Here is a 17,745-nt window from a genome sequence, read left to right on the forward strand (position 1 = left end):
ACCATGACGTTCAAACGAAAATTGCTCCAAGCCCTTGCCGCTACGACATTCACTGGCTTGGCCGGCGCTGCACACGCCCATTTCCAGATGCTTTACGTGGAAGAAACGGCACTGCAGCGTGCGGAAAACCTCGAGTTCGCGCTGGTGTTCACCCACCCCTTCTCCGGCGGCCCCACCATGGCCATGGGTGCACCTCGCGCCTTCAGCCACAGCAGCTCCCACGGCGAGGAAAAAATCGACCTGAGCAAATACTTGCGTCCCGTCGAGTGGCAGAGTCGCGACAACCGGACCACGGCCTATCGTGCCTCGATTCCACGGGAGTTGGTGCGTTCACTGGGTGACCATATCTTCGTACTCGAACCCGAGCCATATCTGGAAACCGAGGAAGATGTCTACATCCAACAGTTCACCAAGTTGATCGTGAACGTGGGTGGAGTTCCCGGAAACTGGTCAGAGCCACAAGGGTTGCCGGTGGAGATCCAGCCACTGAACAAGCCTTATGCCAACTGGACCGGCGGCGTGTTCCGCGCCGTGGTGCTGGCCGATGGCAAGCCTGTTCCGTTCGCCGAAATCGAAATCGAATACGTCAACCACTCCATCGATCTCGAAAAAAACGCCTTCGGCCAGCAAGACTATGTGACGGCACCTCAAGCTTCATTCAAAGCCCTGAGCACCTACGCGGACGCCCAAGGCATCGTGACCATTGGCCTGCCCCGGGCCGGCTGGTGGGGCATTGCGGCGCTCGACATCGGTGCGACGAAAACCCACAAGGGCAAACCGCTGTCGCAAGATGCCGTGCTGTGGGTGCAGGCCAGGGACATGAAGTGACAATGCGCGGCAAATCCCGAGGCTCACCCTCAAATGTTCACCGGTGAGCCCTGGTCCGGCCTTCGGCACCTGCGATGACCAGGAAGGCCAGCGCCAGGGCAACTTCGACCAGCACCGCCGGCAGGATGCCCGACTCGACATTGCCCACGGCCCACTCGACCAGCCCCAACAGTGCAAGCAGCGAGCACGTGGTGACAAATCCCGCCACTACGGCGGTTCGCCCTGGCGACGGCGGCGCATTGCGTACCAACAGCAGCGCAACCCCAATGCCCGCGTAGAGCGGTGCAGCACGCCGGCCTACCAAGCCCGTGGTAGCGCCATCGAAGACCACGCCCCAATTGCCCAGCAACGTGGCCGGCGCTAACAACCAGATGATCGCCAACGTAAAAAACAACAGCGCCGAAAAACTCGCCAGGTAGCGGAAAGCGCGGGAAGCATTGTTCATGCGTTCACGTCCACGACAGTACGCCCGCGCACCTTTCCTTCCAGCACCCGACCCGCAACGGTCGGAACCTCTGCCAAGCCAACCATCTGGGTGGTGCGGGCCAGCCTGCTCAAATCAAGGTCCTGAGCGAGCCGCGACCATGCTTGCAGACGTACTTCCTGCGGGGCATTGACCGAGTCGATACCGGCCAGGGTCACGTTGCGCAGGATGAAAGGCAACACCGAGCCAGGCAGGTCCGCGCCCTGGGCCAGGCCGAAGGCAGCGACAACGCCGCGATATTGGGTGTGTGCCAAGGCGTTGGCCAGGGTATGGCTACCCACCGAATCAATGACACCAGCCCAGCGTTCCTTGGCGATCGGTGCGCCCGGCTGCGACAAAGTATTGCGGTCGATGACCTGCGTCGCACCAAGGTCGCGCAGGTAGTCGCCCTCCTCTTGCCGTCCGGTCGAGGCGATCACTCGATAGCCCAGGCCCGACAACAGTGCGATGGCCACCGAGCCGGCGCCGCCGCTGGCGCCGGTGACCAGGATATCGCCACGATCAGGGGTCAGCCCGCCATGCTCCAATGCCAGGACGCTGAGCATCGCCGTGTAGCCTGCGGTGCCGATAGCCATGGCTGCCTGGGTCGAGAATACTTCCGGGATTTTTACCAGCCAGTCACCGTTGACCCGCGCCTTCTGCGCAAAGCCACCGTGGTGGGTCTGGCTCAGCCCCCAACCGTTGACCAGCACACGGTCGCCGACTTTGAACCCCGGATGGCTGGACGTCTCGACGATACCGGCGAAGTCGATGCCCGGAATCAGCGGAAACTGGCGAATGACGGGAGAACGTCCGCTGAGGGCCATGGCGTCCTTGTAGTTAACGGTCGAAAACTCGATCGCGACGGTGACGTCACCGGGCATCAGGTCCTCGTCCTTGAAGTCAACCAGATGGGTCGAGATCGTTTCGCCGGTTTTGGTCGTGAGCAGCGCCTTGAATGTCATTGCTTTTGTCCTGTTCGTTCAAACGGATCGTCATCGCTGCCCTGTAGATGCAACAGACACAGCAAAGGGTATGGCCAGGCCGGGTCAGTGTGCCTGAGAAGGCCGTTTGGTTTCGAGTTGCAACGCCCTGCGGATGCCCGTGTCCAGCAAGCGCGCCGGGGCAAAACTGCGCATGAACTGCAGCTGGCCGGCCGCTTTGCCAGCGGTATAACGCAACTTCGGGCGCTCGGCGCGCGCGGCCTGGAGTACCACTTCAGCCACCACGTCGGGGCTGTCGGCGGTGGCCATGGCCTGTTGCACCACTTTCGTCACGTTCATTCGAATGTCTTCATACACGTCGAGTTTAGCGTCGGCCTGGAGGTTGTTGCTCTCGAATTGAGTCTTGGTATAGCCGGGCTCGACGACCGTGACCCTGATGCCGTGTGTGCGTAATTCGTGATCCAGCGCTTGCGAATAACCTTCCACCGCATGTTTGCTGGCTGAATAGAGGGCCGCGTAGGGAACAGGCACGACGCCGAGGATGGAACCGATATTGATGATGCGACCCGCACCTTGGCGTCGCATGTGTGGCACAACCGCGCGAGTCATGCGTACGATACCGAGGAAGTTGGTGTCGAAAAGGGCCTTGGCCTGCTCGACAGAACTCTCCTCCGCAGCGGCGGGCGCGATGCCGAAACCGGCATTGTTGACCAGCAGATCGATCCGCCCCTCCAACGTCAGCAACTCCTGGATGACAGCTTCGACGCTGGCATCGTCGGTGACATCAAGCACCAACAGTGGCCCCCCCTTTTGCCCCGCCCGCCCGCCGCGTCGACTCGTGCCATAGACGCTGTAGCCTGCCGCGACGAGCTTATGGGCGATGGCCTCTCCGATGCCGGATGAAGCGCCGGTCACTAACGCGACGGGTTTGTTGATCATCATGAGTTTCCTTCCGGTTATCGAGGTTATCCGGTCAGAGATCGCAACTGTGGGCTGGCATGGCTCCGACGTCAGTGCGTGTCATAGACTGGCAGCCTTATGATGATGAGCATAATCGTAGCGGTCAATATTTTTGATGCTGATTGACATCAAAAAAAATGCCGGTAGCAGCCTTGCTCCCGGCACTTGGATAAATCAGTACACATGAAATCAATGATTAATCAGGCGGTCGACGACCTTGTGGCGAATAAGCTTGCTCGCGCTTGAACGCAAAGCGGTCCGGCCCTGGACTGTTTCCCACAGGGCCGAACCGCTCTATCAAGCGATCAGATCGTTGGCAGTGAGGGTATTGACACCCACCAGCTGGATTTCAAAATCCGCTCCCAGGTCGCCGTTGACGTTGCCATACAGCACCTGATCGACGAAGCGCAGCTGTCCGGCAGCAGTGAAGTCATTCGAATCGATGAAGCTGAACGTGTCGACAAACGTGGTCAGAAGATTGGCGTCGATTTTCGACAGGTCCAGCTTGTCGCCCTGCAGGCTGCTGAAGTCGGAAATGGTATCACGGGTAGAACCTATGCCCAGGTCGCTCAGCGTGTTGAAAACAAAGCGGTCGCTTCCATCTCCGCCGGTGAGGCTATCGGTGCCCTGGCCGCCACTCAGAATGTCATTGCCCGCCCCACCATCCAGCACGTTACGCCCGGCATTGCCGATCAGCACGTTGTTCAGACCGTTGCCGATACCTATGAAGGCAGTGCCGGTCAGTGTGAGATTCTCCAGGTTGGCACCCAGGATCCAGCCTACCGAGGAGCGCACGGTATCGATTTCACCAGCCAGGGTGCTGGTTTCGCTGATGACATCACTGAGGTTGTCGACCACGTAGGTATCGTTGCCGGTACCGCCGACAAGCGTATCGATACCGCTGCTGCCGTCCAACGTGTCGTTGCCTGCCCCACCACTCAGCACGTTGTTGCCGGCGTTACCGATCAGTACGTTGTTCAGGGCGTTGCCGCTGCCGTTGAGGTTGGCGCTGCCAATCAGTGTGAGGTTCTCCAGATTGGCACCCAGGCTCCAATTCAGGGAGGAGCGCACGGTATCGATTTCGCCGACCAGGGTACTGGTTTCGCTGAGAATATCCTTGAGGTTATCGACCACGTAGGTGTCGTTGCCAATACCGCCAATCAAGGTATCGGCACCCGCACCACCATCAAGAACATCGTTGCCTGCCCCGCCCTGAAGGTTGTTCACGGAGGCGTTGCCCACCAGGCTGTTGTTCAGATCGTTGCCAACCACCGTGAACGCCCCGGTGCCGCTCAGGACGACGTTCTCGACGTTGCGCAGATTGCTCAGGCCCAGGTTGACAACGCTGCTCGACGAACTGGCGGCATAGGTGACGATCAGGCCATCACTGCCCTGATTGACAGTTTCTTGTACCAAGACCAATTCATCAGCCCGGTCGAGCACATAAGTGTCGTTCCCCGCGCCACCGATCAGTGTGTCCCGCCCGGCCCCACCGTTGAGTACGTTGTTGCCAGCGTTGCCGGTCAGCACGTTGTTCAGGGCATTGCCGGTGCCATTGAGATGAGCGGAGCCGGTCAGGATGAGGTTTTCCAGGTTGACGCCCAGGGCCCAGCTCACCGAGGAGCGCACGGTGTCGATTTCGCTGGCCAGGGCGGTGGTTTCGGTGACGACATCCTTGAGGTTATCGACCATATAAGTGTCGTTGCCGGTACCGCCAATCAAGGTATCGATACCGCTGCTGCCGTCCAACGTGTCGTTGCCTGCCCCGCCACTTAGCACATTGTTGCCGGCGTTGCCGATCAGCACGTTACCCAAGGCGTTGCCGGTACCGTTGAGCAGGGCGGAACCGGTCAGGATGAGGTTTTCCAGATTCGCGCCCAAAGTCCAGGTCACCGAAGAGCGCACAGTATCGATTTCACCAGCCAGGACGGTGGTTTCGCTGACGATATCCTTGAGGTTGTCGACGACGTAGGTATCGTTGCCGGTACCGCCAACAAGCGTATCGATACCGCTGCTGCCGTCCAACGTGTCGTTGCCTGCCCCACCACTCAGCACGTTGTTGCCGGCGTTACCGATCAGTACGTTGTTCAGGGCGTTACCGCTGCCATTGAGATGGACGCTGCCGATCAGTGTGAGGTTCTCCAGATTGGCACCCAGGCTCCAATTGAGGGAGGAGCGCACGGTATCGATTTCGCCGACCAGGGTACTGGTTTCGCTGACAATATCCTTGAGGTTGTCGACTACGTAGGTGTCGTTGCCAATACCGCCAATCAAGGTATCGGCACCCGCACCACCATCAAGAACATCGTTGCCTGCCCCGCCCTGAAGGTTGTTCACGGAGGCGTTGCCCACCAGGCTGTTGTTCAGATCGTTGCCAACCACCGTGAACGCCCCGGTGCCGCTCAGGACGACGTTCTCGACGTTGCGCAGATTGCTCAGGCCCAGGTTGACAACGCTGCTCGACGAACTGGCGGCATAGGTGACGATCAGGCCATCACTGCCCTGATTGACAGTTTCTTGTACCAGGACCAATTCATCAGCCCGGTCGAGCACATAAGTGTCGTTCCCGCGCCACCGATCAGTGTGTCCCGCCCGGCCCCACCGTTGAGTACGTTGTTGCCAGCGTTGCCGGTCAGCACGTTGTTCAGGGCATTGCCGGTGCCATTGAGATGAGCGGAGCCGGTCAGGATGAGGTTTTCCAGGTTGACGCCCAGGGCCCAGCTCACCGAAGAGCGCACGGTATCGATTTCGCTGGCCAGGGTACTTGTTTCGGTGACGACATCCTTGAGATTGTCGACCACGTAAGTGTCATTGCCTGCACCGCCAATCAAGGTATCGATACCGCTGCCGCCGTCCAGGGTATTGGCACCGGAGTTGCCGTTGATGCGGTTGTTCAACGTGTTGCCCGTGCCGTTGATATTGGTACTTGCGCTCAGCGTCAGGGTCTCGATGTTGGCACCCAGGGTGTAATTGACGGACGAGATGACAGTGTCGATTTCGCTCGCCAAGGTGCTGCTTTCCTGCACCTTGTCACCGATATTATCGACAACGTAAGTATCGTTGCCCGCTCCACCGATCATCGTATCCTTCCCGGCACGACCGTTCAGGAGGTTGGCCAATGCATTGCCGATCAATGTGTCGTCATTGGCCGAGCCGACCGCGTTTTCAATTTTGGCCCCGTAGGCGATCGCCAATCCTTCATTGAAGGCCGTCTGGGTGTCGAGTTTCAGGAACGCTTGGCCGATCTTGCTGAACTGGCCTTCATTCAGGTTGATGCGCACCGCTGCCAGCTGATTGCTTGCGTCGATCGTGTCATTGCCGCCTGCGTCCCAGATCGTCTCGAAAACCGATTGGCCGACGGCCCAGCTGTAAGTGGTATTACCCGTCTGCCACTGGGTGTTTGCCCCATAGAGACTCTGTATGGCGGCAATATCCAGCAACATGGGCGTAGTCGGCTCATAGGAATACGCGGTGTTGTAGCTCATAATTGTGTAACGAACGTCGTCGAACTGAGCGGAAAGCACGGTGGAGTTCGACGAGCTTGGCGAGAACGGATGCTTGAGGCCCAGGGCGTGACCGATCTCATGCATGAACACCAGATAGTCATAGGTGCCCTTGGCGGGAGCCGGGTTATTCGTGATTGGCCCCAGCCAGACATCACCGGCGCTGGGGGTATTACCAGGAAAATAGCCCCAGGCAGCGGTGTCATCGTCCATGTACAGGTAACCGCCGAATCGCAAGTCACCGACGTTGCTGGCCGTCTCGCTCACTTGTTGGAATTTGATGTTGGCAACCGAACTCCATGTACTTAGCGCACTGACAATGCCGTTCTTCTGCGCCGACGAGAGGACGTAGCCGTACTCATATTCATTTTCGCTGCTGTAGGCGCTGGCGAAATACGAACTCATGGTCATGAAGCTGTACGTCAGAGACGTGGTGAACGCTCCGGTGCTCGTATTTCCAGCCCAATAAGTGCCGTAAAGCAAGCTGTTGACCTGTGCGTTACCAGTCAGCTTTGCGTACGAAATGGATGAGTAACCTAATGGACTGGGCATCTATATTTCCTGAGGGCTAGCTGCGGACCTTCCTGGATGCGGCCGCTACATAAGGGTATTTTGCACGAGAAACAGGAGTTTTGATATCACTTAGCCACTGCTTTTTAATTCAATATTCGACAACGATGGCGCAACCAACCACTCATTGGCCCGGCGAATATCCCCATCTCCCAGCCTTCCGCTCCAGCGATGCAGCACCAGCAAACTGGTCACGAACTTGTATTGGGACTGATAGAAATCACGCCGTGCACGAAACTCTTCCTTGATGCTGTCCAACACATCGACAGCATTCTTGACCCCATAGCCGAACGCTTTTTCCGTGGCCGCCCGTGACTTTTCAGCCGACTCCAGCGCGCGCCGTGTTGCCTTGATCCGGCTGAGTTCGGCCGTCATGCCGAGATAAGCGGTACGGGTTTCCTTGACGACCTGACGACGCAAGGCTTCCAGCTCTTGCTGGGCGGCCTCCCTGTCACTTTCGGAACTCGATACCCGTGCCCGGGTGGAGCCCCCACTGTAGAGCGGCATCTGCAAGTCGAGAGAAGCAACGAGGTTGTCCGAGCGAGGCGTCACTGCGCCTTCATAGCCGATATCACTGCGTTGCGCCGTCAAGTTCAGGCCCAACCGAGGAAGATGACCCGCCTTGTTTTCGTCTATTGCCGCCTCGGCGGCTCGGACGCTGTGCTCCCGGGCATGCAGTGCCGGGTTGCTGTCGAGCGCAGTCTGCACCCAGTAGTCTTGCGCTTGCGCCGGCAGGCTGAAGGCCGGATTGTCGCCGATGCGCTTGAACTGCTCGCTGACATCACGCCCCACCAGTTCGGAAATGGCCTCACGACTGACCAGGACTTTATTGCCGGCTTCGATCTCGTCGGCCTTGAGCGCATCCACTCGCGCTTCAAGATCCAGTGCGTCGGTCACCATCGCCATCTGCCGCGCGTACAAGGCCTTGACCCGCTTGAGGTTGCGCTCGGTCGCCTCCAGCTCGCTGCGCACCAGCGACAACTCGTCCTCTGCCGCAAGAACGGCGAAGTAGCGCTCGGACAGATCAATGCTGGCCTGCACCTGGGTATCGGCCGACTCGTAGCCACTTTGCCGGGTCAACTCAATGTACTTCTGGTAACTGCGCCAGACCTGCGGATCGTAGATCACCTGATTGAGCACCACGGCCATGCGCTTGCCGTTGTACTGGATACGGTTCAAGTCGTCATCGCGCCGGCTGCGGTTGACGCTGCCGCTGGCGTTGAGCTGCGGCAATAATTGACCAAAGGCCGCACGCTCCTTGCCCTCGCCGCTTCGGACCAGGGCTTGCGCCCGCAGCACACGCGGATCAGCCCCCTGCGCTTCCTGATGCAACTGCCACAGGTCAACATAAGTATCGTCAGCGAGCGCTCCCAGTGGCATGAGGGCCAGGCACAGGGTGATCAGGAACTTCATCTCAGTCCTCGATCAGCGAGCGGGCGAACACATTGCTGGCCGGTTGCATCAAGTATTGCAACAGCGTCCGCGCCCCCGTATTGACCAGCACCTCGACCGGCATGCCCGGCACCAGGGTCAGGTTGCCCAGCGTCTGACGCCCCTTGTCCGTCAGGGCCACGCGCGCCAGGTAATAAGCGGTGCCGGTGTCCTTGTTGATCAAGCGGTCGGCGGAAATCTGCACCAGTCGCCCCTCGATGACGGGCGTGGTGCTGCTCTTGAACGCGCTGAAGCGAATGTCCGCCAGCTTGCCCAATGCGATGCGGTCGATGTCCATCGGCGACACCTGCGCCTCGACGATCAGTTCCTCGTTGGCCGGGACGATGTCCAGCAGCGCTGTGCCGGGGCTGACCACGGCGCCTAGGGTGTGGACTGTCATGCCCATGACCATGCCTGACTCGGGCGCGAGAATATCGGTACGCTGATCACGGTCCTGCAGGGTCGCCAACCGCTCGCGCAGTTCATACACCTTGGTCCGCGCATCGCCCAACAGGCCGGCGACTTCACTGGCGAAGGCCTTTTTCAACTGCAGGATCTTCAACCTCGCTTCATCGATATTCACCCGCGCCTGCGCGATCCCGGACTGGCTTTCGGCTACTTCGGTTTGCAGCCTGGAGAGGCTGCGCTCTTGCTCGCGTAGCCGTTGTTTGTCCACGTAGCCTTCGGCAAGCAGCGCCCGCAAATCGACTATTTCTTCTTGATAGGAGGCCGCCAGCATCTGCTTGCTGGCGATGATCGCCTTGAGTCCGCGGATCTGCTCCTCGATTTGTCCGATGGTCTTCTCTTGCAGGCCGATTTCGCCCAGCAACGAGGTTCGTCGGGTTTGGAAAATCCGCGCTTCACTGTCGCGAGCCTCTTGTACTCGCGGGTCCGTGGGATCCAAGGCAGGCACCGCCACAGGTTCGGGCTGCCCGTCGCGCTCAGCCTCCAACCGCGCCTGCAATTGGAGCGCGGCGATCAACTGGCTGCGTGTCGTTTCCACTTCCGAACGCGCCTGGGTGTTGTCGAGCACCAGCAACACATCGCCGGCTTTTACCAGGTCACCGTCATGCACGCGCAGTTCCCGCACGATGCCGCCTTCAAGGTGCTGCACCGTCTTGCGGTAGCTTTTGACCGTGACCACGCCCGGTGCGAGTGCCGAGCTGTCGAGCGGGGCCAACGCAGCCCAGCCACCGAAAAGGCCAAAGGTGACCAGCAACATGAGGTAGCCGATGCGTCGAACCGGCTTGTCATCGACGGGCAACGTGTTGGATGAGTGCTGACTGTTTTGCATGAGATGGCTCATCCGCTTCCTACGATTGAATCCCAGCAGCCTGGCGGGCCGCGGGCGTCGCTTCCCGCAGTCGCGCCAGGACCTTGTCACGCGGCCCGAACAGGCTCAGTTCGCCATGATTGAGAACCAACAATTTATCCACCTGCGCCAACACCCCGGCTCGATGGGTGATGACAAACACTGTGGCCCTGCTCTGCCTGAGCTTTTGCAGCGCCTCGGCAAGCATTTTTTCGCCGGCATCATCCAGGTTGGAGTTCGGTTCATCGAGCACGACCAGGCGCGGCTCACCATACAAGGCGCGCGCCAGGCCGATACGTTGCCGCTGGCCGCCGGACAACCCACCGCCATTGGCGCCGATCAGGGTGTCGTAGCCATCAGGCAGTTGCAGCACCAGTTCATGCACACCGGCCATTCGCGCGGCGGCGACCACGGCAGATGCGTTCAGCGGGCCGAAGCGGGAGATGTTCTGGCTGATGGTGCCCTCGAACAGCTCGATGTCCTGCGGCAGATAACCAATGTACTGGCCCAGTTCCTCCCGACGCCACTGGCTGATATCCGCACCATCCAGGCGCACGGTGCCGGCCAGGCTTGGCCAGACACCCAGCAACGCCCTGGCAAGGGTCGACTTCCCGGCACCGCTGGGACCAATGATGCCCACTGCTTCGCCCGCAGCCACCTGAAAGTCCACACCACGAATAATCGGTTTGCGAGCATCCGGCGATCCTGCCGAGAGTCCCTCGACGCGAATCGCCCCTTCAGGCGCCGGCAACGACATGCGCTCGGGCTCGGCGGCAATCTTGAATAGCAACTCGTGCAACCGGGCATATTGCGCGCGGGCACCCAGAAAACCTTTCCATACGCCGATCAACTGATCGATGGGCGCCAACGCACGCCCCAGCAAGATCGAGCCAGCAATCATCAGCCCGGAAGAAATCTCGTGATTGATCGTCAAATAGGCGCCCAGGCCCAGTACCAACGACTGAACGATCTGTCGGAATGTCCTGGACACCGATGTCATGGTCGCGGCGCGGTCACTGGCCACGCTTTGCAGCGCGAGAATCCTGTGGGTTCGCCCGCTCCAGTGCTGGCGCAGGCTGGCAAGCATGCCCATGGACTCCACCACTTCGGCATTGCGCAAGCTCTTGTTGGTGAAGGCGGTGGCCGTCATCTGCTCACGGTTGGCAGCCTGCAGCGGCCCGTGGGTGAGCTTTTCATTGGCGAAGGCCAGCCCCCCCAGCAACGCGGCACTCACGAGCCCCATCCAGCCGTACCAGGGATGAAACATGAACATGACGGCCAGGTAGATCGGGATCCACGGCGCATCGAAAAACGCAAACAGGCCGTTGCCGGTCAGGAACTGGCGCAACCCGTTCAGATCGTTCAACGGCTGGGCCGTGGCATTCATGCCACTGGTATTGAGCGCCTGCTTGAAGCTGGCGTCGAACAGCCGTTGGCTCAGCAACGTGTCCAGGCGAGTGCTGATCCGCACCATAATCCGCGAACGGACCCACTCCAAGCCACCCATCGTGATCATCAACAACAACATGATCAGCGTCAGCATCAACAGCGTCGACAGGCTGGCGCTTCCTACCGCCCGGTCATACACCTGCAGCATGTAGAACGAAGGAACCAGCATCAGCAAGTTGACGAAAAAACTGAAAAAACCAACGGAAAGAAAACTACCTTTGCAGACGGCAAGGGCGCCTTCCAGTTCGGTTCTGGCGTGGGCTGGCATGGTTCATTACCTGAGGTCCGATTCTGCTCAAACCTGAAAAAACACAAGGGCACAGGCGCGCGAACGCCTCGAATATCTTTGGCAGGACACCCCGGGAGCGCCCGCACAATCGGATCTACCGCGATGTATCGGCACGTTTGGGCAGTTCTTAAGAAAAAAATGGCGCCACTGGCGAATGTGGGAGCAGGCTCGCTCCCACAGGATGAATGCAGGTATGCCGACCTAGGCGAGGTACCCTGAAATCCCCCTCGTAAAAACTACATCGCGGAACGAAATATCAATACTCAAGCCTCAGGCACCCAACGGCGCAACAGCAGGCTGGCATTGACCCCGCCGAATCCGAAGCCATTGGAGAGCGCGTGGGTGATCGGCATCTTCCTGGCCTGCAGACCTACCAGATCAAGCCCGGCAGCGGCCTCGTCGGGATGAATCAGGTTCAGGGTGGGCGGGACGATCTGGTCACGAAGCGCCAGCACCGTAAAAATGGCTTCAATACCGCCAGCCGCCCCCAGCAGATGCCCGGTGGCCGACTTGGTGGAGGTGATCGCCACATCGCAATCGCGCCCGAACACTGAGCGGATCGCGGCCAGCTCACCATTGTCGCCAACCTGGGTGGACGTCGCATGGGCGTTGATATGTTGCACATCCAAGGGGCTGACAGCGGCCTGGCGCAGCGCCTGCTCCATCGCGCGCCGGGCACCGTTGCCGTCTTCCGGGCCTGCCGTCAGGTGATAGGCGTCGGCACTGGTGCCATAACCCACCAGTTCCGCCAGGGGCTTGGCGCCACGTGCGAGGGCGTGTTCCAGTGATTCAATCACCAGCAACCCGGCCCCCTCGGCCATGACAAAACCGTCGCGATCACGATCGAAGGGCCGCGAGGCCTCTTGCGGACGCTCGGCAAAACCCGTGGACAGCGCGCGAGCGGCGGCAAAACAACCGAGGGTCACGCGGTCTATCGCCGCTTCCGTCCCGCCGCATATGGCGATATCCGCTTCATCGCTCCTGATCAGCCTCGCCGCGTCGCCAATGGCCTGCACCCCCGCCGCACAGGCTGTTACCGGTGCCCCCAGAGGGCCTTTGAAACCATGCCGGATGGAAACGTGCCCCGCCGCCATGTTGGCGAGGAAGGCAGGTGCGGTGAACGGGGACAATTTGCGCGGGCCGCGGGCATCGGTGGTGCGTACGGCACCGGCAATCGCGCCAAAACCGCCCACGCCTGAGGCGATGATGGTTGCCGTCCGCTCCTGGTCGGCGGCATGGGTCGGTTGCCAGCCTGCCTGTTGCAACGCCTCTTCGGCAGCCACCAGCGCGAACTCGATGAAGCGATCCATCTTCTTGCGATCCTTGGCCGGGATAATGCGCTCCGGATCGTAACCGGCGATGACGTCCTCTTCCAACGACGGCACCTGGCCGCCCACGGCCACCCCTGTCCCCTCGGTGATATCGCCAGGCAGGATACGAATGCCGGAGCGCCCCGCCAGCAACCGCTGCCAGACTTCTTCTACGCCACAACCCAGTGGGCCGACAATGCCCACGCCGGTGACAACGATGCGTTTTTGACCTTGGGAAGTCTTCATTGGAACCTCTTCATGTCTCAGTCAATGTCCACAAAATAACGAACACGCCGGTTTACGCCTGCGGTGCCGTTTGCGTGTGTGCTGAATGGTCAGGACGGATCTTGAACCAGATGGAATACATCGCCGGTAGAAACACCAGCGTCATGATGGTGCCGACGAACGTGCCGCCGATCAGCGTGTAGGCCAGCGTGCCCCAGAACACCGAATGCGTCAGGGGAATGAAAGCCAGGATGGCCGCCAGCGCCGTCAGCAAGACCGGCCGGGCCCGTTGCACCGTGGCCTCGATGACCGCGTGAAACGGATCCAGCCCTTCCTGGGCGTTGTGATGGATCTGCCCGATCAGGATCAGCGTGTTGCGCATCAGGATGCCCGAGAGTGCGATCAGGCCGACCAGGGCGTTGATCCCGAATGGCTGCTGGAAGATCAGCAGGGTCGGCACTACGCCAATCAGGCCCAGCGGGGCGGTGAGGAACACCATGATCATGGCCGAGATCGAACGCACCTGCACGATGATGATCAACAGCGTCAGGGCCACCATGATCGGCACCAGAGGCACGATCGCCTTACCGGCCTTGCCCGATTCCTCGATGGCGCCGGCCTGCTCGATCCGGTAGCCGCTCGGCAGGGTGTCGATGACCGGCTGCAGCGCCTTCAGGATTGCATTCGAGACGTCCGGTGGCTGCAAACCTTCGGCAATGTCGCCGCGTACGGTGATGGTCGGGGTGCGATCACGACGCCGAAGAATCGGATCCTCCATGCGCACATCGACCTCACCCACCTGGGACAGCGGAATGCGCTGGCCCGCCGCGCCGACCAGGGTAAACCCTTCTATCCTGGCCGGATCGAGGCGAATATCACCGGCAGCACGGCCGACCACCTGCACCGAACGGATGTCCTCGCGAACCGCCGTGATCGGTACTCCTGCAAGCAGGAACTGCAATTGCTGCGCGACAGCATTCGACGTCAGCCCTACCGCCTGCAAGCGATCCTGGTCCAGGGTGAAATGCAACGTCGGCGTCAGCGGCCCCCAGTCGGTATTGACGGTCCGCATCAGCGGGCTCGCCTGCATGACATCCCGGACCTGGCCGGCGATCTCACGCAATTTCGACGGATCAGGTCCCATCACCCGGTAGGCTACGGGAAATGGCGAATACGGACCGAACACCAGTTGAGTCACCCGGATACGCGCCTCTGGGGCAAGCCCCTCGGCCGCCGCCTCGCGCAGACGGAACTTGAGGGTCTCGCGCGCCTCCTGACTGTCGGTCAACACCACGATCTTGGCGAACGAAGGATCGGGTAGCTCCGGTGCCATCGCCAGGTAGAAGCGTGGCGCGCCCTGGCCGATGTAGGCCGTGACGATTTTTGCCTCATCCTGCTTCTGCAACCAGGCCTCGACCTTGGCGGTGGTGGCACTGGTCTGCTCGATGGAGGTTCCATAGGGCATTTGCACTTCGATCAGCACCTCCGGGCGGTCGGAGGTCGGGAAGAACTGTTTCTTGACCAGGCTCATACCGAGAATCGCCACGACGAACGTCACGATCACGCTGCCGGCCACCCACCATTTGCGGGCGATGATGCGGGTCAGGACCCGGCGAAAACGATTGTAGTGACGGGTGTTGTAGATGGCCGCGTGGCCGCCTTCGACCTGTTTGATATCCGGCAACAGCTTCACCCCCAGGTAAGGGGTGAACGCCACGGCCACCACCCAGGAAGCGATCAGGGCAATGCCGACGATCCAGAACATGTTGCTGGTGTACTCACCGGCGGTCGACTGGGCGAAGCCGTTAGGCATGAATCCGATAGCCGTCACCAGCGTACCGGACAGCATCGGTGCGGCTGTATGGCTCCAGGCATACGCGGAGGCCTTGATCCGGTCGTAGCCCTCCTCCATTTTTACCACCATCATTTCAATCGCGATGATAGCGTCGTCCACCAACAACCCGAGCGCCAGGATCAGCGAGCCGAGAGTGATGCGGTCAAAGTTCTTTCCCGTGGCCGCCATGACCACGAACACCACGGCCAGCGTCAACGGCACGGCCGCCGCGACCACGACTCCGACACGCCACCCCATGCTGAGAAAGCAGACGATCATCACCACCAGCAGCGCGACAAAGAACTTGACCATGAATTCGCCGACGGCCGAGTCGATGTTCACGGACTGGTCGGTGACCTTGGTGAGCGTCATGCCCAAGGGCATGGCGTCATTGATCCTGGCCGTCTCCGCGTCCAGGGCCTTGCCCAGGTCCAGGCCGTTCCAGCCTTCGCGCATCACGACGCCCAACAACAGCGCTTCTTCGCCGTTATTGCGCACCAGGAAAGTGGCCGGATCTTCATATCCGCGCTCGACGGTCGCGACGTCCGAGAGCTTGAGCGTGCGTCCTTGGATCGCAAGGGGGGTGTCACGGATTTTCGCCAGTTTATCGAAGGCGCCGTCCACCCGGAGGAACACCTGTGGCCCGTTGGTTTCGATGGAGCCGGCGGGCGTGAGCACGTTCTGGCTGTTCAGCGCGGCGAAGATGTCCTGGGGCGAGACGCCCAAGGTGGCCAGCCGGTCATGGGAGAAGGAAACAAAGATGCGCTCGGCCTGCTCACCGATAATGTTGACCTTTTTCACTCCCGCCACATGCAACAGGCGCTGGCGCAGCGCTTCGGCATCGCGCACCAACAGCCGCTGTGGCTCGCCTTTGGCTTTCAGGGCGAACAGTGCGAACGTCACATCGGAAAACTCATCATTGACCATTGGCCCGATAACGCCCGCCGGCAATTTGAGCGCTTCGTCCTGGAGCTTTTTGCGCGCCTGATAGAACTCCTCCTGCACTTGCGAAGGTGGCGTGCGATCGACCAGTGACACCATGGTGAAGGCCAGGCCGGGACGGGTGTAGGTTTCCGTGCGGTCGTACCACTTCAATTCCTGCAGGCGCTTTTCAAGCGGCTCGGCGACCTGGTCCTGCATCTCCTGGGCAGTCGCACCCGGCCATGCGGTGATGACGGTCAACTGCTTGACCGTAAACGGCGGATCCTCGGCACGTCCCAACTGGAAGAACGCCAAGGTTCCCGCGACGGCAATCAGAAAGATCAGGAACACGGTAATAGAGCGCTCGCGAACCGCGAGTGCGGACAGGTTGAGGCTCATGGACGGCCCCCGGCAACCTTCACGTCACCCGGCTGAGCCAGTCGCACTTCCTCACCCTCATGCAGCAAATGGGCACCGAGTCCGACAATACGCTCGCCAACATTGAGCTGGCCGGCGACGCGCGCGGCGTCATCGCTCAAACCCAGGACTTGCACAGGTCGCCAGGTGACTTTCGCCGGTTCGCCGTTTATGACCCACACGCCAGTGCCTTTGCCCGAGTCGAAAACCGCAGCGATCGGCACTTGCAGCGCCTGCCGTTGCGCGCTGTCTTCGAAAATGCGCAGCGTGACCGTCGACCCCAGCGGCGCATTGGCCAGCGGCCCCTCCAGCACGTACCGCGCCTCGAAGGTACGCGTCACGCGGTCAGCCGAATCCGAGAGCAGTCTCAGCCTCGCGGTGACCGCTCCCGTGGTAACGCCATAAAGGGTCGCTTGTGCGGTGGCGCCTGCGGCAGGACGCAAGGTCTCGGGCAATTGCACAACGGCTTCGCGCTGCCCTGCCCGCGCCAGTCGGACCACGGTTTGTCCGGGGCTGACGACTTGCCCGGGCTCGGCAAGCGTTTCCATCACAACGCCATCGGCATCCGCGAGCAGCACGGCATAACCAGAGGCGTTATGGGCGACGTCCGCCTGGGCTTGCGCGGCGCTCAGTTGTGCCTTGGCGGTATCGGCAGCAGCCTTTATCTGGTCGTAGCCCGATGCGGAAATAGCACCCGCGGCGACCAGATCGCGGTAGCGCGCCTCGTCGTCGGCGGTCTGCTTGGCCCGGGCTCGCGCGGCAGCGACCGCCTCTTGCTGGGCGCGCGCCTGCAACCCGAGGTCGATGGGGTCCAGGCGCATCAACGGCTGTCCTCGCTTGATGGCTTGCCCGCTATCGACCAGGCGCTCAAGCACCTTGCCCGAGACCCGAAAGCCCAGGTCACTCTGGACCCTGGCCGCAACGATACCGGTAAAAGATCGCGAGAGATCGGACGAACCCTGGACTTCAGAGACCCGCACCAAGGGGGCAAGCGTACGCGGATCTTTAGCGGTGGATGGGTCGCCACACGCCGTCAGGACGAGAGGCAACAAGCAGACGGCAAAGGTGACAGGTCGAAGCCGGAGCATAGGTTCCCTTACTTGAGCAATGAGGACAGGAGCCACATTCTCAATCTCGTGACCAATACTGTCAATGGTCACATATCGCTAACGGCTTAGCCGCTAAAAACCCTCCCTGACGTTCTTTGCCAGCCAAGAACTATGTGGCTGAGCCGCAATTGACAGGAAGTGACCATAATATAATATGGTCACAAATCACCCTTCTCCAGG

General features: G+C 60.5%; 12 protein-coding genes. 1 reads left to right on the forward strand and 11 read right to left on the reverse strand.

The features are described 5' to 3' along the window. Window positions 1-3: 3 nt before the first annotated feature. Window positions 4-828, forward strand: coding sequence for a DUF4198 domain-containing protein (locus tag GN234_RS03840; protein WP_109755415.1), 825 nt, complete (start codon window positions 4-6; stop codon window positions 826-828). Window positions 829-865: 37 nt separating this feature from the next. On the opposite strand, the gene GN234_RS03845 is transcribed toward GN234_RS03840, so the two are convergent. The 11 genes from GN234_RS03845 to GN234_RS03890 form a co-directional block, all read right to left on the reverse strand. Then, complete coding sequence (locus GN234_RS03845; RefSeq protein ID WP_109755414.1) at window positions 866-1,273, reverse strand: hypothetical protein; 408 nt, start codon at window positions 1,271-1,273, stop codon at window positions 866-868. Then, a complete protein-coding gene (acuI, locus tag GN234_RS03850; protein WP_109755413.1) occupies window positions 1,270-2,256 on the reverse strand; it encodes an acrylyl-CoA reductase (NADPH) in 987 nt (328 codons plus the stop codon). Before acuI ends, GN234_RS03845 begins: the two co-directional genes overlap by 4 nt. An 84-nt stretch (window positions 2,257-2,340) precedes the next feature. Further along, window positions 2,341-3,174, reverse strand: coding sequence for an oxidoreductase (locus GN234_RS03855; protein ID WP_109755412.1), 834 nt, complete (start codon window positions 3,172-3,174; stop codon window positions 2,341-2,343). Between the two features lie 318 nt (window positions 3,175-3,492). Beyond that, complete coding sequence (locus GN234_RS29925) at window positions 3,493-5,748, reverse strand: beta strand repeat-containing protein (RefSeq protein ID WP_218950896.1); 2,256 nt, start codon at window positions 5,746-5,748, stop codon at window positions 3,493-3,495. Then, the gene (locus GN234_RS29930; protein ID WP_218950897.1) at window positions 5,682-7,250 is read right to left on the reverse strand and encodes a M10 family metallopeptidase; all 1,569 of its coding nucleotides are present in this window, start codon (window positions 7,248-7,250) and stop codon (window positions 5,682-5,684) included. Before GN234_RS29930 ends, GN234_RS29925 begins: the two co-directional genes overlap by 67 nt. Window positions 7,251-7,340: 90 nt before the next feature. Next, a complete protein-coding gene (locus GN234_RS03865; RefSeq protein WP_176687913.1) occupies window positions 7,341-8,681 on the reverse strand; it encodes a TolC family protein in 1,341 nt (446 codons plus the stop codon). 1 nt (window position 8,682) lies between these two features. Continuing rightward, window positions 8,683-9,993: an HlyD family type I secretion periplasmic adaptor subunit gene (locus tag GN234_RS03870; protein WP_232201567.1), complete on the reverse strand. Its 1,311-nt coding sequence runs from the start codon at window positions 9,991-9,993 to the stop codon at window positions 8,683-8,685. A 19-nt stretch (window positions 9,994-10,012) separates the two neighbouring features. Continuing rightward, the gene (locus GN234_RS03875) at window positions 10,013-11,728 is read right to left on the reverse strand and encodes a type I secretion system permease/ATPase (protein ID WP_176687915.1); all 1,716 of its coding nucleotides are present in this window, start codon (window positions 11,726-11,728) and stop codon (window positions 10,013-10,015) included. A gap of 284 nt (window positions 11,729-12,012) precedes the next feature. Beyond that, the gene (fabF, locus tag GN234_RS03880; protein ID WP_116832376.1) at window positions 12,013-13,305 is read right to left on the reverse strand and encodes a beta-ketoacyl-ACP synthase II; all 1,293 of its coding nucleotides are present in this window, start codon (window positions 13,303-13,305) and stop codon (window positions 12,013-12,015) included. A 52-nt stretch (window positions 13,306-13,357) separates the two neighbouring features. Then, window positions 13,358-16,438 (reverse strand): efflux RND transporter permease subunit, encoded by a 3,081-nt coding sequence (locus GN234_RS03885; RefSeq protein WP_109755406.1) that lies wholly within the window; start codon window positions 16,436-16,438, stop codon window positions 13,358-13,360. Beyond that, window positions 16,435-17,544 carry an efflux RND transporter periplasmic adaptor subunit gene (locus GN234_RS03890; RefSeq protein WP_176687916.1) on the reverse strand — a complete coding sequence of 370 codons (1,110 nt, stop codon included), beginning with the start codon at window positions 17,542-17,544 and terminating at the stop codon, window positions 16,435-16,437. Before GN234_RS03890 ends, GN234_RS03885 begins: the two co-directional genes overlap by 4 nt. Window positions 17,545-17,745 lie beyond the last annotated feature (201 nt).

Source organism: Pseudomonas bijieensis, assembly GCF_013347965.1.
Taxonomy (GTDB): domain Bacteria; phylum Pseudomonadota; class Gammaproteobacteria; order Pseudomonadales; family Pseudomonadaceae; genus Aquipseudomonas; species Aquipseudomonas bijieensis.